Origin of the sequence: Escherichia sp. 10290 (genome assembly GCF_030295155.1) — a bacterium.
GTDB lineage: Bacteria > Pseudomonadota > Gammaproteobacteria > Enterobacterales > Enterobacteriaceae > Escherichia > Escherichia coli_F.
This window is the reverse complement of record NZ_AP025741.1, coordinates 4,812,915-4,828,333: the sequence shown is the minus strand read 5'-3', so window position 1 is coordinate 4,828,333 and position 15,419 is coordinate 4,812,915. Positions and strand designations below refer to the sequence as shown.

Genomic DNA, 15,419 nt, shown 5'->3' with positions numbered 1-15,419 from the left:
CACCTACAGATTAATGATGAGATCCACGGCCTCAAATCGCCAATATTCAATATCTATCTGGACAATATTGCCTTGCTGGTCGGCGCGATGTTTTTCAATTAAGATCGCAGGCATGCCCGCTGAACCGCCAAGAAATTTACTGATATCACCCGGCATTCTTACGGGTTTGAAAACCAGTTTTTTTACTACCGTCTCTTTTTGGTAGCATTTTTCCCAGACTGAAGAAAATGAGTGGTTTTCAAGTTGCTCTATAAAACCTGGGGCAACTTCAGGATTAATATATGTTTCGTGATAGAAAACTTTATGTCCTTCCAGCGCCCCCCAGCCGGTAATGCGATAGAGTTCAGTTGATGGCGTCACTGCAACCAGTGGCGCGAGCGTCTCGGGAATGTCGCTGGTACGGCTTTTCTCAGTAAAGCCCCAGGAAGGTTCCCGCCCTTGCTCAATTGCGGCCCGCTGAAAGCTCGCCGACAGCTCCGGACTGTAATTAAATCGCGGCTGAGTCACGAACCACCCTTTACGATCCTTACGGAAAATTTTGGATTCTGCCTCAAGGTTCAGCAACGCCTGGCGTAACGTCATACGTTTAATGCCCAGCAACTCTCCCAGCTCTCTTTCTGAAGGGAGTTTTCCACCCGGCGTGGTGATGCCATCTTTCAACCACCGATCCAGTTTCTCTTTTGCATTTTCTACGGTGGATTGATTCTCCGCCATTGTTTAATCCTTTTGGTTTAAACCAGATGAGGCATCTTACGCTTACGCCAAAAAAGAAAGCAATTAACAGCGTATGACTTTGCAGATAATTGTGACAAAGCTCTCTATTGACGTAACCACAAACTTATAAGGGAGATACTCGCACTGGTGAGAACTTACGACAGGCAAAAAAAAACCTGCCATCGCTGGCAGGTTTTTTATGACTAAAAAACGAAATTAATCGTCTTTCGGTGCGCGGTTGGCGCGACGACGATCGTTTTCCGTCAGGTGACGTTTACGAATACGGATAGAGGTCGGAGTCACTTCTACCAGTTCGTCATCATCGATGAACTCCAGAGCTTGTTCCAGCGTCATGCGGATAGGCGGAACCAGAACAACGGCTTCGTCAGTACCGGAAGCACGCATGTTGGTCAGTTTCTTACCGGTCAGGCAGTTTACAGTCAGGTCGTTAGAACGGCTGTGAATACCGATAATCTGACCTTCGTAAACTTCTGCACCGTGACCGAGGAACAGCTTACCACGGTCCTGCAGACCGAACAGCGCGAACGCTACCGCTTTACCCTGACCGTTAGAGATCAGTACGCCGTTCTGACGCTGACCCACTTCACCCGGACGTACGTCGTCGTAGTGGCTGAAGGTGGAGTACAACAGACCCGTACCAGAGGTCATGGTCATGAACTCAGAACGGAAGCCAATCAGACCACGGCTTGGGATCACGTAGTCGAGACGTACGCGGCCTTTACCGTCTGGATTCATGTTTTTCAGGTCGCCTTTTCGTTCGCCAAGCGCCTGCATCACAGAACCCTGATGCTGTTCTTCAACGTCCAGAGTCACGTTTTCATACGGCTCTTGTTTACGACCGTCAATTTCACGGAAGATAACTTTCGGACGGGATACCGCCAGTTCGAAACCTTCACGACGCATGTTTTCGATCAGAACAGACAGGTGCAGTTCGCCACGACCAGAAACGCGGAACGCATCGGCGTCTTCAGTTTCTTCTACGCGCAGCGCAACGTTGTGTACCAGTTCTTTGTTCAGACGATCCAGGATCTGACGAGACGTTACGAACTTACCTTCTTTACCGCAGAACGGCGAGGTGTTAACGCAGAAGAACATAGAAACGGTCGGCTCATCAACGGAGAGTGCCGGCAGCGCTTCAACGTTTTGCGTGTCGCAAACGGTGTCAGAAATGTTCAGTTCGCCCAGGCCCGTGATCGCCACGATATCGCCAGCTTCCGCCAGATCGGTTTCGATACGTTCCAGACCGAGGTGGCCCAGCACTTTACCGACTTTCGCGTTGCGGGTTTTGCCTTCGCTATCGATGATAGTAACTTGCTGGTTCGGCTTCACTTTACCGCGCTTGATGCGGCCAATGCCGATAACGCCAACATAGCTGTTGTAATCGAGCTGAGAAATCTGCATCTGGAACGGACCGTCAAGGTCAACGTCCGGCGCAGGAACGTGGTCAACAATTGCCTGATACAGCGGGGTCATGTCTTCCGCCATATCTTCGTGGTCCAGACCCGCGATACCGTTCAGCGCAGAAGCGTAAACGATCGGGAAGTCCAGCTGCTCGTCAGTCGCGTCGAGGTTAACGAACAGGTCGAATACCTGATCCACAACCCAGTCAGGACGCGCGCCAGGGCGGTCAACTTTGTTGATAACAACAATTGGCTTCAGGCCGTAAGCAAACGCTTTTTTGGTTACGAAGCGCGTTTGCGGCATCGGGCCGTCAAATGCGTCAACCACCAGCAGCACTGAGTCTACCATGGACATTACACGTTCAACTTCACCACCGAAGTCGGCGTGCCCCGGGGTATCAACGATGTTGATACGGTAATCATTCCATTTGATAGCGGTGTTTTTCGCGAGGATGGTAATCCCACGCTCTTTCTCCAAATCGTTGGAGTCCATCACGCGCTCTTGGGTTTCGGCACGAGAGTCGAACGTACCGGATTGTTGGAGCAGCTTGTCTACCAGGGTGGTTTTACCATGGTCTACGTGCGCGATGATGGCGATATTACGCAATTTTTCGATCACAACTTTGCCTCAGGCATTAGAAATAGCGCGTTATTGTACACGGATTAATCGCACTACAAAACAGGATCACAAACATCCTCCGCAAACAAGTATTGCAGAGTCCCTTTGTGATCGCTTTCACGGAGCATAAAAAGGGTTATCCAAAGGTCATTGCACCAATATGGTGCTTAATGTTTCCATTGAAGCACTATATTGGTGCAACATTCACATCGTGGTGCAGCCCTTTTGCACGATGGTGCGCATGATAACGCCTTTTAGGGGCAATTTAAAAGTTGGCACAGTTTTCGCTTTATCTTTTTTACGGCGACACGGCCAAAATAATTGCAGATTTCGTTACCACGACGACCATGACCAATCCAGGAGAGTTAAAGTATGTCCGCTGAACACGTACTGACGATGCTGAACGAGCACGAAGTGAAGTTTGTTGATTTGCGCTTCACCGATACCAAAGGTAAAGAACAGCACGTCACTATCCCTGCTCATCAGGTGAATGCTGAATTCTTCGAAGAAGGCAAAATGTTTGACGGCTCCTCGATTGGCGGCTGGAAAGGCATTAACGAATCCGACATGGTGCTGATGCCAGACGCATCCACCGCAGTGATTGACCCGTTCTTCGCCGATTCTACCCTGATTATCCGTTGCGACATCCTTGAACCTGGCACCCTGCAAGGCTATGACCGTGACCCGCGTTCCATCGCGAAGCGCGCTGAAGATTACCTGCGTTCTACGGGCATTGCCGACACCGTACTGTTCGGGCCAGAACCTGAATTCTTCCTGTTCGATGACATCCGTTTCGGCGCGTCTATCTCCGGTTCTCATGTTGCCATCGACGATATCGAAGGTGCATGGAACTCCTCCACCAAATATGAAGGTGGTAACAAAGGTCACCGTCCGGCAGTGAAAGGCGGTTACTTCCCGGTTCCGCCGGTAGACTCTGCTCAGGATATCCGTTCTGAAATGTGTCTGGTGATGGAACAGATGGGTCTGGTTGTTGAAGCCCATCACCACGAAGTTGCAACCGCTGGTCAGAACGAAGTGGCAACCCGCTTCAATACCATGACCAAAAAAGCTGACGAAATTCAGATCTACAAATATGTTGTGCACAACGTGGCGCACCGCTTCGGTAAAACCGCGACCTTTATGCCAAAACCGATGTTCGGTGATAACGGCTCCGGTATGCACTGCCACATGTCACTGTCTAAAAACGGCGTCAACCTGTTCGCGGGCGACAAATATGCAGGTCTGTCTGAGCAGGCGTTGTACTACATTGGCGGCGTAATCAAACACGCTAAAGCAATTAACGCCCTGGCAAACCCGACCACCAACTCTTACAAGCGTCTGGTCCCGGGCTACGAAGCACCGGTAATGCTGGCTTACTCTGCGCGCAACCGTTCTGCGTCTATCCGTATTCCAGTGGTTTCTTCTCCGAAAGCACGTCGTATCGAAGTCCGTTTCCCGGACCCAGCGGCTAACCCGTACCTGTGCTTTGCTGCCCTGCTGATGGCCGGTCTTGATGGTATCAAGAACAAGATCCACCCAGGCGAAGCCATGGACAAAAACCTGTATGACCTGCCGCCAGAAGAAGCGAAAGAGATCCCACAGGTTGCAGGCTCTCTGGAAGAAGCACTGAACGAACTGGATCTGGACCGCGAGTTCCTGAAAGCCGGTGGCGTGTTCACTGACGAAGCCATTGATGCGTACATCGCCCTGCGTCGCGAAGAAAATGACCGCGTGCGTATGACTCCGCATCCGGTAGAGTTTGAGCTGTACTACAGCGTCTAATAGTTGAAGTTGTACTACCCGGTGCTAAGAAGGCCGGGATTTAGTTGCCGTGGAAACTTTCAGCCCATCTCTGCATGGGCTTTTTTCTCCGTCAATTCTCTGATGCTTCGCGCTTTTTATCCGTAAAAAGCTATAATGCACTAAAATGGTGCAACCTGTTCAGGAGACTGCTTTATGGCAACAGGCACGCAGCCCGATGCTGGGCAGATCCTCAACTCGCTGATTAACAGTATTTTGTTAATTGATGACAACCTGGCGATCCATTACGCCAACCCCGCCGCGCAACAACTACTCGCCCAAAGCTCCCGCAAATTGTTTGGTACGCCGTTACCGGAACTGTTGAGCTACTTCTCATTAAATATCGAGCTGATGCAAGAAAGTCTGGAGGCGGGGCAAGGTTTTACCGATAACGAAGTGACGCTGGTGATCGACGGGCGCTCGCATATCCTTTCTGTGACGGCCCAGCGTATGCCGGACGGCATGATCCTGCTGGAGATGGCACCGATGGATAACCAGCGCCGCTTAAGTCAGGAACAGCTACAGCACGCCCAGCAGGTTGCTGCCCGTGATTTAGTGCGCGGCCTGGCGCATGAGATTAAAAATCCGCTTGGCGGTTTACGTGGCGCGGCCCAGTTGCTCAGCAAAGCATTACCTGACCCGTCACTGCTGGAATATACCAAAGTGATTATTGAACAGGCGGATCGGTTGCGAAATCTGGTCGACCGTCTGTTGGGGCCTCAACTGCCCGGTACGCGCGTTACCGAAAGTATTCACAAAGTGGCTGAACGCGTGGTGACGCTGGTGTCGATGGAACTGCCGGACAACGTGCGGTTGATTCGTGATTACGACCCCAGCCTGCCGGAACTGGCGCACGACCCGGATCAAATTGAACAGGTATTGCTGAATATTGTGCGCAATGCGCTACAGGCACTGGGGCCGGAAGGTGGTGAAATCATTCTGCGTACCCGCACCGCGTTTCAACTGACCTTACACGGCGAGCGCTATCGGCTGGCAGCGCGGATTGATGTGGAAGATAACGGGCCAGGCATTCCGCCTCATTTGCAGGATACGCTGTTTTACCCGATGGTCAGCGGCCGCGAAGGTGGCACCGGGCTTGGCTTATCCATCGCCCGTAATTTGATTGATCAGCATTCAGGCAAAATTGAATTTACCAGTTGGCCAGGTCATACCGAGTTCTCGGTTTACCTGCCTATCAGGAAATAAAGGTGACGTTTATGCAACGAGGGATAGTCTGGGTAGTCGATGACGATAGTTCCATCCGTTGGGTGCTTGAACGTGCGCTCGCTGGAGCGGGTTTAACCTGTACGACATTTGAGAACGGCGCAGAAGTACTGGAGGCGCTGGCGAGCAAAACGCCGGATGTGCTGCTTTCAGATATCCGTATGCCGGGAATGGACGGGCTTGCGCTGCTCAAGCAGATTAAACAGCGCCATCCGATGCTTCCGGTCATCATTATGACCGCACATTCCGATCTGGATGCTGCCGTCAGCGCCTATCAACAAGGGGCGTTTGATTATCTGCCCAAACCGTTTGATATCGACGAAGCCGTGGCGCTGGTTGAGCGCGCCATCAGCCATTATCAGGAACAGCAGCAACCGCGTAATGTTCAGCTTAACGGCCCGACGACCGATATCATCGGCGAAGCGCCAGCCATGCAGGACGTGTTCCGGATTATCGGTCGGCTTTCACGTTCTTCTATTAGCGTGCTGATTAACGGCGAATCCGGCACCGGTAAAGAACTGGTCGCTCATGCCCTGCATCGCCACAGTCCTCGAGCCAAAGCGCCGTTTATCGCGCTGAATATGGCGGCTATCCCGAAGGATTTGATCGAATCAGAACTGTTCGGTCACGAGAAAGGCGCGTTTACCGGCGCGAATACTATTCGTCAGGGGCGTTTTGAACAGGCCGATGGCGGCACGTTATTCCTCGATGAAATTGGCGATATGCCGCTCGATGTACAGACGCGTTTGCTGCGCGTGCTGGCAGACGGTCAGTTTTATCGCGTTGGCGGCTATGCGCCGGTGAAAGTGGATGTGCGGATTATCGCTGCGACCCATCAGAATCTCGAACAGCGGGTACAGGAAGGCAAGTTCCGTGAGGATTTGTTCCACCGCCTGAACGTTATCCGCGTTCATCTGCCGCCGCTGCGTGAGCGTCGGGAAGATATTCCCCGTCTGGCACGCCATTTTTTACAGGTTGCCGCGCGAGAGCTGGGCGTAGAAGCGAAGTTGCTGCATCCGGAAACCGAAGCCGCGCTGACGCGTCTGGCGTGGCCAGGTAACGTGCGCCAGCTGGAAAACACCTGTCGCTGGCTAACGGTGATGGCTGCCGGACAGGAAGTGTTGATTCAGGATTTGCCTGGCGAACTGTTTGAATCAAACGTACCGGAAAGCACTTCACACATGCAACCGGACAGTTGGGCAACGCTGTTAGCGCAATGGGCAGACAGAGCGCTGCGTTCCGGTCATCAAAATTTGCTTTCCGAAGCGCAGCCTGAGCTTGAGCGGACGTTACTGACGACCGCGTTGCGACATACGCAGGGGCATAAACAGGAAGCTGCGCGGCTACTTGGCTGGGGGCGTAACACCCTGACGCGGAAGTTAAAAGAGCTGGGGATGGAGTGATTCACAGCTTGTGTGTAAAGATTGATTATTGAGCGCAAATTGCTGGTATTTTGCGCTTTACTGTTCCGATAAGTTCAGTATGATCTTGCCCGGAAAACGGGGAGAGTCATTATGCTGGAATCAATAATTAATCTGGTATCGAGTGGCGCAGTTGACAGCCACACACCGCAAACTGCCGTTGCTGCCGTGCTGTGTGCTGCGATGATTGGGCTGTTTAGCTGAAGCTCGTTGTTTATGCCGGATGCGGAGAAAGTCGTAGGCCTGATAAGACGCGACCAGCGTCGCATCAGGCATCATGCTCAGATGCCGGATGCCGGATGCGGCGTAAACGCCTTATCCGGCCTACAAAAGCAATAATTTCTACAGGTTTTGTTGCCCAGCGCATCAGGCAATCTTGTTCTCAGCACATTGATGGCGCTTTCGTTTTCTACTTTGTAAACGAAGCGCCATTCACTATTTAAATCACCCGTGAGAACTGCTGCATCCGCGCTTTCTGGCGCAGATAGGTATCAAAGCACATGCAAATGTTGCGGATCAGTAAGCGACCTTTCGCCGTTACCTGAATCCCCTTCTCATCCACATCCACCAGCCCATCTTTTGCTAACGGGGCAAGCAGCTTGAGATCTTCTGCAAAGTAGTCAGCGAAGTGCAAATCCCACTGTTGCTCAATGGGGGCATAATCCAGACGGAAGTTGCAGATGAGCGACTTAATCACATCGCGACGAATACAGTCATCACGCGTTAGCGCAATACCACGCCACAGCGCATTGCCTTGTTCATCCACTTGCTGATAGTACTGCTTCAACTCTTTCTGATTCTGCGCGTAGCAGTCGCCAATCATGCTGATGGCTGAAACGCCCATCCCCAGCAGGTCGGTATCGCCCTGAGTGGTGTAGCCCTGGAAGTTACGATGCAGCACGCCTTCACGCTGGGCCACCGCCAGCTCGTCATCCGGACGGGCAAAGTGATCCATACCGATAAACTGATAGCCCGATTGTGTCAGGAAGGCGATGGTTTCCTGCAGGATATCCAGTTTTTGCTGTGGACTCGGCAGGTCAGCATCTTTGATTTTTCGCTGAGCAGCAAAAATGGTCGGCAGATGCGCATAGTTAAAGACGCTCAGACGATCGGGGTTCAGCTCCGCCACGCGTTTCAGGGTAAAGGCGAAACTCTCCGGCGTCTGTTTCGGCAGGCCGTAAATCAGGTCGATGTTGGTGGAGGTAAAACCAATCTCACGCGCATGGTTAAGCAGTGCAAAGATGAACTCTTCATCCTGCTCGCGGTTAACCAGACGTTGCACTTCTTTGTTGAAGTCCTGCACGCCCATGCTCAGGCGATTAAAGCCCTCGGCGCGTAAATGATCGAGTACATCCAGTTCGATTTCGCGCGGATCGACTTCGATCGAAATCTCCGCATCGGCATTGAACTGGAAGTTTTCGCGCAGCAGCTTCATCAGCCGGCTGATTTGCGCTTTATTCAGATACGTCGGCGTTCCTCCGCCCCAGTGCAATTGGCTGACGTGACGCCCGGCGAACAGCGGTGCACGATGGACGATTTCTTGCTCCAGCGCGTCCAGATACTGATCGGCCTTGTGCTGCTGGCGAGTAACAATCTTATTGCAACCGCAGAAGTAACAAAGCTTATGGCAGAACGGAATATGTACGTAGAGAGATAATGGACGCTCAGGATAGCGCGCCACGGCTTGTAAAAACGCCTGTTCGCCGAAGTCTTCTGAAAACTCCAGCGCGGTCGGGTACGAGGTGTATCGTGGCCCGGAATAGTTATATTTCTGGATCAGGGCCAGATCCCAGTCGATTTGCTGTACAGACATGCTCACTCCTTCCGATGGCGTCTCTGGCGGCTACGGCGTACCGGCGGATGCCCGTTTCGGGTCATCAGCCGGTTGCGCAGCCACTTTTGTCGCCGCGACAACCGCTGTAGTTTAACGAATAACCACACCAGATAACATATAACCGGAAGGGTTATCAGCAGAACGGGAAGGCCCACGGCGGCAATCCGTTAGTTGCCCCGCAGCAGACGCATCATGTCTTCTTGCTTCTCGTCTTCTTCCTCTTCTTCGTCATCGTCATAAGAGAGGCCGAGTTTCTGCATCAACTCATCAATACGATCCAGTTTGGCATCCACCCAGGATTGCTCTTCGGCGCTCAGGGTTTCGCCTGCCTCCAGACGTTCCAGCAGCGCATCCAGACGCTCATCCGTTTCCAGTAACTCCAACTCCGCCTGCGGTGAAAGCATAGGTTTCTCACTCTTCGGTTTGTGCTGTTTGGTGACTTTTTCAGTCACGCCCAATGGAATAGGGGTTTTACTGCCAATACGTGGATCTTTCGGTGCGTTCTGGCCTTTGCTGCCTGACGTGGTGTTACCGCCCGCTGCGCGGCTGCCCGGCGCATGACCACGACGTTTTTTCTGACGCTTACGGTCACGAGCTTCCTGATCCAGCTCCTCGCGTGTTTTTCGACGCGCTTTTGCATGACCTTTGCTGCGTGAGTTTGAAGATGATGGTTTCATAATGGTTCGTCTTTTAGCCGTTTTATTCAGTATAGATTTGCGGCGGAATCTAACAGAAAGCAAGCAAAGAAAAAAGGCGACAGATTACTCTGTCGCCTTTTTTCCTGACTCATAACCCTTAACGGGTCTTACAATCCTTGCAGGCCGCCAACACACCCTGTTTTTCCATTAGCCGGAACAATCCGTGTTGATTCCATTTCCGTTTAATTACGTCTCCGGACGTTTGTCTTCCTGACAATCCTCTGTCTTCGCCTCCTGGCGCTCCTGACCCTCATCCTGAGTCATTGTTCCTGTTAGCGTCCTCGCTCTATGGGTGCTACTTTACGCCTTTGCTTTAAACAAACAATCAACCGCCATCAGTATTTGCACATTTTCAGAGTTTTATATAAAAGCAATTAACTGATTTATATAGTTTATTTGACATGCATCGCAGAATTTTCTCTGCTATTTCGCATAAAGACTATCGGCAATGTCTCACAAAGCGTATGGCTTTTACTTACAACGCTCACGCCGAAAAATCCGCCTTTTATTATGGTTCAGGTATAATCGCCGCAAAGCTTTGACTGACGGAGACGACCGCTTTGACTAATTTGAATTATCAACAGACGCATTTTGTGATGAGTGCGCCTGATATTCGCCACCTACCTTCCGATACCGGAATTGAAGTGGCTTTTGCAGGCCGTTCCAACGCAGGTAAATCCAGCGCGCTGAACACGCTGACTAACCAGAAAAGCCTGGCGCGGACCTCAAAAACCCCAGGGCGCACCCAGCTTATCAACCTGTTTGAAGTGGCTGACGGCAAGCGTCTGGTTGACCTGCCCGGCTATGGCTACGCGGAAGTCCCGGAAGAGATGAAGCGCAAATGGCAACGCGCGCTCGGCGAATACCTCGAAAAACGTCAGAGCCTGCAAGGCCTGGTGGTACTCATGGATATTCGCCATCCGTTGAAAGACCTCGATCAGCAGATGATTGAGTGGGCGGTAGACAGTAATATCGCCGTACTGGTGCTGCTGACCAAAGCGGACAAACTGGCAAGCGGCGCACGTAAAGCACAATTGAATATGGTGCGTGAAGCAGTGCTGGCGTTTAACGGTGATGTGCAGGTTGAAACGTTCTCTTCGCTGAAGAAGCAAGGCGTGGACAAGCTGCGGCAGAAACTGGATACCTGGTTTAGCGAGATGCAGCCTGTCGAAGAAACGCAGGACGGCGAATAATTTTCTTGCCTTAATGCTTGTGCCGGATGTGGCGTATCCGGCCGGTAAATTCAATAGATTACAATTCTACCGTTGGCCTGATAAACATGGCGCATCAGGCATTACAGATCTTTTCTTTCGCCCAATAAAAAACGCCCCAGTCATTACTGACTGGGGCGGCTAAAATATTCAGCCAAATCCGATTACGTGAAGTAAAAGGTCTGAAAGATAGAACATCTTACCTCTGTACCCTACGCGACTAACTTTACTCTTTTTTGTTCAGTTCAGAAAGCATTTTTTGTAATTTTTTTTCAGTTGTTGCATAGGAATTTCTAATAGCCATCACAAAACGTGACAGCTTATGTTGCTTACTTACGAAAAAAGGGCATGTTCAGGCGAATCTTAGTGCGCCTGATCCCAGTTTTCGCCACTCCCCACTTCCACCAGCAACGGCACATCCAGACGAGTACAATTCTCCATCAGTTGATGGATTTTCTTCGCTACCGCCTCAAGATCATCTTTATGAACTTCAAATACCAGTTCATCGTGTACCTGCATAATCATACGCACACGCGGTTGCTCAGCTTGTAACCACGCATCAACGGCAATCATCGCTCGTTTGATAATGTCGGCGGCGGTTCCCTGCATTGGCGCGTTAATGGCTGCACGTTCAGCCGCTGCACGACGAGCACCATTGCTGGATTTGATATCCGGCAGATACAGACGGCGTCCGTCCAGCGTTTCAACGTAGCCCTGCTCTTTCGCCTGAGCACGGGTGCGTTCCATATACTCCAGCACGCCAGGGTAGCGTTCGAAGTAAAGGTCCATGTACTTCTGCGCTTCTTTACGCGGAATGTTCAATTGTCGCGCCAGACCGAAAGCACTCATGCCATAAATCAGACCAAAGTTGATCGCTTTCGCGCTACGGCGTTGCTCGCTGGTGACGGTTTCCAGTGGCAAACCAAACACTTCTGCCGCCGTAGCCCGGTGGATATCTTTTCCTTCCGCGAATGCGGTCAGCAAGCCTTTGTCACGCGAGAGATGCGCCATAATGCGCAGTTCAATCTGCGAGTAGTCCGCCGAGACAATCACATAATCCTCTGGCGCAATAAACGCCTGGCGGATACGACGACCTTCTTCGTTACGCACCGGAATGTTTTGCAGGTTAGGATCGGTTGACGATAAACGTCCCGTTGCGGTTACTGCCTGGTGATAAGAGGTATGTACACGCCCGGTTTTCGGGTTGATCATCAGCGGCAGCTTGTCGGTGTAGGTCGATTTCAGCTTCGCCAGACCACGATACTCCAGAATCACTTTTGGCAACGGATAGTCCAGCGCCAGTTCTTCCAGTACCTCTTCCGACGTTGACGGCGCACCACCCGGCGTTTTCTTCAGCGGTTTAATGCCCTGTTTTTCAAACAGAATGGTTTGTAACTGCTTGGTGGAAGAAAGGTTAAATTCTTCACCTGCAATTTCATGCGCTTTCTTTTCCAGCTCAGCCAGACGTAGAGTGAGCTCTTCAGAATGATTATGAAGCACTTTCGGATCGATCTTCACACCGTTACGTTCAATGCGTGAAAGCACCGGCACCAAAGGCATTTCGATATTCTCGAAGACGTTCAACGGCCCTTTGTGTTTTTGCAGATCCGGCCACATTTTCAGATGCAACTGCAAGGTGACATCTGCATCTTCGGCGGCGTAACGTCCGGCCTCTTCGAGGGCAATCTGGTTAAAGGTCAGTTGATTTTTGCCTTTACCAGCAATCTCTTCAAAAGTGATGGTTTTGTGCTTCAACCAACGTTCCGCGAGGCTGTCCATATCGTGACGTCCGGCAACGCTATTGAGAATGTAGGACTCCAGCATGGTATCAAACGCAATCCCACGTAGTTCAATGCCGTAGTTCGCCAGAATACCGCGATCGTATTTCAGGTTTTGCCCGACCTTCAGCGCCTTTTCATCTTCCAGCAGCGGTTTTAGCAACTCGAGTGCACGCTCGCGAGAGATTTGATCGGGCGCATCAAGATAATCATGAGCAACCGGAATATATGCCGCTACGCCTGGCTCGATAGCAAAAGAAAGCCCGACCAGGTTAGCAGAGATGTTATCAAGGCTGTCGGTTTCGGTATCAAATGCAAATACCGGCGCTTTTTCCAGCTTCGCAATCCACTCTTTCAGTGTTTCTTCATCAAGGATGGTGACGTAGTTGTCATAAGAAATCACCGTTGCCGTCACTTCTGGCGCTTCGTCTACAACACTGGTTTGCTGCGGCTTCGCGGCTGGTTTTTCCCCTTTGGCCTGTAGCCATTTTCCCGCTTCGACATCAGCAGTCCAGCGTTTGAACTCATACTTTTTGAACAGCCCTAACAACTCTTCTGCCGCCGGTTGCTGCACTTCCAGTTGTTCACAGGTCAGCTCCAGTTCAACGTCGGTTTTAATCGTCGCCAGCTGGTATGAGAGATAAGCCACTTCTTTGTTTTGCTCGAGCTTCGCCGCCATTGTTTTCGCGCCACGGAAGCTTAGGCCAGCAATTTTTTCCGGCTCGGCATACAGCGTATCCAGCCCGCCAAGACCCTGCAGCAGTGCCTGCGCGGTTTTTTCACCAACGCCCGGTACGCCAGGAATGTTATCAGAGGAGTCCCCCATCAGCGCCAGGAAGTCGATGATCAGTTCTGGCGGTACGCCGTACTTATTCACCACCTCTTCCGGGCCGAGGATGGTATTCGTCATGGTATTGATAAGCGTAATATTTGGCGTCACCAGCTGCGCCATATCTTTATCGCCTGTGCTTATCAGCACCGGACGTCCGGCTTTTTCGGCTTCCCGCGCCAGAGTACCGATAACGTCGTCCGCTTCTACGCCAGAAACCGCCAGCAGCGGCAGTCCCATCGCTTTAACCATCGCGTGCAGGGGTTCGATTTGTGCTCGCAGATCGTCCGGCATTGGCGGGCGATGTGATTTGTAATGTTCAAACAGTTCATCACGAAAGGTTTTTCCCTTGGCGTCAAAGACCACCGCTGCATGCGTCGGTTTATATTGCATGATCAGACTGCGCAGCATGTTGAGGACACCATACATCGCACCGGTCGGCTCGCCTGCGCTGTTAGTCAGCGGGGGAAACGCGTGATATGCGCGATAAAGATAAGATGAACCATCTACAAGGATAAGTGGATTTTGGGGGATCTGAACCATAATGTCCGTGCCTGTTTATCAGATTATGGGTAAAGGATGCCACAGACAGGATGAAAACATGAGTTTTTCACCGCTTTTCGTGAAAATCTTTTGTAGATCTTCTGGATCGCTCGCAAATCGTCATGTGGATAACTTTGTGCATAAATTATTTACATCGCTTTTAATTTATTATCATGCTTTTTACAGCATGATGTTTGTCTTTGCTTTTCATACAGTTAAATATAAAGCCATCCCTAATAATTGTGATAATGGGATTTTTTCTAATGTGGATAGATATGAATTATTTTTCTCCTTAAGGATCATCCGTTATTTGGGGCGTTTTCTGCTAAAATCGGCGCCTTGCGCTTCTTTAGCGCACTGTCTATGGCTAACCTTTTGAATAAATTCATTATGACGAGAATACTCGCTGCGATAACCCTTTTGCTGAGTATCGTATTGACCATTTTGGTCACTATTTTTTGCTCCGTCCCGATCATCATTGCCGGGATTGTAAAACTATTGCTACCTGTGCCAGTCATTTGGCGAAAGGTTTCGCGTTTTTGTGATTTTATGATGTATTGCTGGTGTGAAAGTCTGGCGGTATTACTGCATCTGAACCCACACCTGCAATGGGAAGTTCACGGGCTGGAAGGGTTAAGTAAGAAGAACTGGTATCTGCTTATTTGTAACCACCGTAGTTGGGCAGATATTGTCGTACTGTGCGTGCTGTTTCGTAAGCACATTCCGATGAATAAATATTTCCTCAAGCAGCAGCTTGCCTGGGTACCATTTCTTGGCCTGGCATGCTGGGCGCTGGATATGCCGTTTATGAAGCGTTATTCCCGCGCTTATTTATTACGTCATCCGGAACGACGTGGTAAAGATGTTGAAACCACCCGGCGTTCTTGTGAAAAGTTTCGCCTGCACCCCACCACCATTGTCAATTTCGTTGAAGGCTCCCGTTTCACGCAAGAAAAACATCAGCAAACCCACTCCACTTTTCAAAACTTGTTGCCACCAAAGGCAGCAGGCATTGCGATGGCGCTAAATGTACTGGGTAAACAATTCGATAAACTGCTTAATGTTACGCTGTGTTATCCGGACAATAACCGTCAGCCGTTCTTCGATATGTTAAGCGGTAAACTGACGCGAATTGTCGTACATGTGGATTTACAGCCTATTGCCGATGATTTACATGGCGACTACATCAATGACAAAAGCTTTAAGCGCCATTTTCAGCAATGGCTGAACTCACTGTGGCAGGAAAAAGACCGACTTCTGACGTCGTTGATGTCATCACAGCGTCAGAATAAGTAAGTTTTACTCGCCTCTGAATGAGCAGAGGCGA

12 protein-coding genes and 1 pseudogene are annotated in these 15,419 nt (G+C 50.8%); 6 read left to right on the top strand and 7 right to left on the bottom strand.

What is annotated here, in order from left to right; all coding sequences use genetic code 11:
- Positions 1-3 precede the first annotated feature (3 nt).
- Positions 4-714, bottom strand: a complete 711-nt coding sequence (locus tag QUE74_RS24160; protein ID WP_000829805.1) for a GntR family transcriptional regulator — start codon at positions 712-714, stop codon at positions 4-6.
- Between the two features lie 216 nt (positions 715-930).
- Positions 931-2,754 (bottom strand): ribosome-dependent GTPase TypA, encoded by a 1,824-nt coding sequence (gene typA / locus QUE74_RS24155; protein WP_000570668.1) that lies wholly within the window; start codon positions 2,752-2,754, stop codon positions 931-933.
- A gap of 372 nt (positions 2,755-3,126) precedes the next feature.
- On the opposite strand from typA, the gene glnA reads away from it, so the two are divergent.
- The 4 genes from glnA (at position 3,127) to QUE74_RS24135 (ending at position 7,403) form a co-directional block, all read left to right on the top strand.
- Positions 3,127-4,536 carry a glutamate--ammonia ligase gene (glnA, locus tag QUE74_RS24150; RefSeq protein ID WP_001271704.1) on the top strand — a complete coding sequence of 470 codons (1,410 nt, stop codon included), beginning with the start codon at positions 3,127-3,129 and terminating at the stop codon, positions 4,534-4,536.
- 174 nt (positions 4,537-4,710) lie between these two features.
- Positions 4,711-5,760, top strand: coding sequence for a nitrogen regulation protein NR(II) (glnL, locus tag QUE74_RS24145; RefSeq protein WP_000190577.1), 1,050 nt, complete (start codon positions 4,711-4,713; stop codon positions 5,758-5,760).
- 11 nt (positions 5,761-5,771) lie between these two features.
- Positions 5,772-7,181: a nitrogen regulation protein NR(I) gene (gene glnG / locus QUE74_RS24140; RefSeq protein ID WP_001315107.1), complete on the top strand. Its 1,410-nt coding sequence runs from the start codon at positions 5,772-5,774 to the stop codon at positions 7,179-7,181.
- 111 nt (positions 7,182-7,292) lie between these two features.
- Positions 7,293-7,403, top strand: a complete 111-nt coding sequence (locus tag QUE74_RS24135) for a YshB family small membrane protein (protein ID WP_000893994.1) — start codon at positions 7,293-7,295, stop codon at positions 7,401-7,403.
- A 235-nt stretch (positions 7,404-7,638) separates the two neighbouring features.
- Here the strand turns inward: QUE74_RS24135 and hemN are convergent, their stop codons facing one another.
- From hemN to QUE74_RS24120, 3 genes and pseudogenes are all read right to left on the bottom strand, one after another.
- Positions 7,639-9,012 carry an oxygen-independent coproporphyrinogen III oxidase gene (hemN, locus tag QUE74_RS24130; protein WP_000116093.1) on the bottom strand — a complete coding sequence of 458 codons (1,374 nt, stop codon included), beginning with the start codon at positions 9,010-9,012 and terminating at the stop codon, positions 7,639-7,641.
- A gap of 188 nt (positions 9,013-9,200) precedes the next feature.
- Positions 9,201-9,710, bottom strand: a complete 510-nt coding sequence (gene yihI / locus QUE74_RS24125; protein WP_001295266.1) for a Der GTPase-activating protein YihI — start codon at positions 9,708-9,710, stop codon at positions 9,201-9,203.
- A gap of 118 nt (positions 9,711-9,828) precedes the next feature.
- Positions 9,829-9,995, bottom strand: a pseudogene (locus QUE74_RS24120) (hypothetical protein).
- 296 nt (positions 9,996-10,291) lie between these two features.
- On the opposite strand from QUE74_RS24120, the gene yihA reads away from it, so the two are divergent.
- Positions 10,292-10,924, top strand: coding sequence for a ribosome biogenesis GTP-binding protein YihA/YsxC (gene yihA / locus QUE74_RS24115; protein ID WP_000183349.1), 633 nt, complete (start codon positions 10,292-10,294; stop codon positions 10,922-10,924).
- Positions 10,925-11,092: 168 nt separating this feature from the next.
- Here yihA and spfP read toward each other — a convergent pair whose 3' ends face one another.
- Positions 11,093-11,140 carry a small protein SpfP gene (spfP, locus tag QUE74_RS29645; protein ID WP_071892919.1) on the bottom strand — a complete coding sequence of 16 codons (48 nt, stop codon included), beginning with the start codon at positions 11,138-11,140 and terminating at the stop codon, positions 11,093-11,095.
- A 165-nt stretch (positions 11,141-11,305) separates the two neighbouring features.
- Positions 11,306-14,092, bottom strand: coding sequence for a DNA polymerase I (gene polA, locus QUE74_RS24110; RefSeq protein ID WP_000250033.1), 2,787 nt, complete (start codon positions 14,090-14,092; stop codon positions 11,306-11,308).
- Between the two features lie 363 nt (positions 14,093-14,455).
- Between polA and yihG the strand changes: the two genes are divergently transcribed.
- A complete protein-coding gene (gene yihG / locus QUE74_RS24105) occupies positions 14,456-15,388 on the top strand; it encodes a 1-acylglycerol-3-phosphate O-acyltransferase YihG (RefSeq protein WP_001353708.1) in 933 nt (310 codons plus the stop codon).
- Positions 15,389-15,419: the final 31 nt, after the last annotated feature.

Excerpts from the sequence above, each read along its gene's own strand:
- QUE74_RS24160 (WP_000829805.1), bottom strand. The coding sequence starts at position 714 with ATGGCGGAGAATCAATCCACCGTAGAAAATGCAAAAGAGAAACTGGAT.
- glnA (WP_001271704.1), top strand. The coding sequence starts at position 3,127 with ATGTCCGCTGAACACGTACTGACGATGCTGAACGAGCACGAAGTGAAG.
- glnL (WP_000190577.1), top strand. The coding sequence starts at position 4,711 with ATGGCAACAGGCACGCAGCCCGATGCTGGGCAGATCCTCAACTCGCTG.
- glnG (WP_001315107.1), top strand. The coding sequence starts at position 5,772 with ATGCAACGAGGGATAGTCTGGGTAGTCGATGACGATAGTTCCATCCGT.
- QUE74_RS24135 (WP_000893994.1), top strand. The coding sequence starts at position 7,293 with ATGCTGGAATCAATAATTAATCTGGTATCGAGTGGCGCAGTTGACAGC.
- hemN (WP_000116093.1), bottom strand. The coding sequence starts at position 9,012 with ATGTCTGTACAGCAAATCGACTGGGATCTGGCCCTGATCCAGAAATAT.
- yihI (WP_001295266.1), bottom strand. The coding sequence starts at position 9,710 with ATGAAACCATCATCTTCAAACTCACGCAGCAAAGGTCATGCAAAAGCG.
- polA (WP_000250033.1), bottom strand. The coding sequence starts at position 14,092 with ATGGTTCAGATCCCCCAAAATCCACTTATCCTTGTAGATGGTTCATCT.
- yihG (WP_001353708.1), top strand. The coding sequence starts at position 14,456 with ATGGCTAACCTTTTGAATAAATTCATTATGACGAGAATACTCGCTGCG.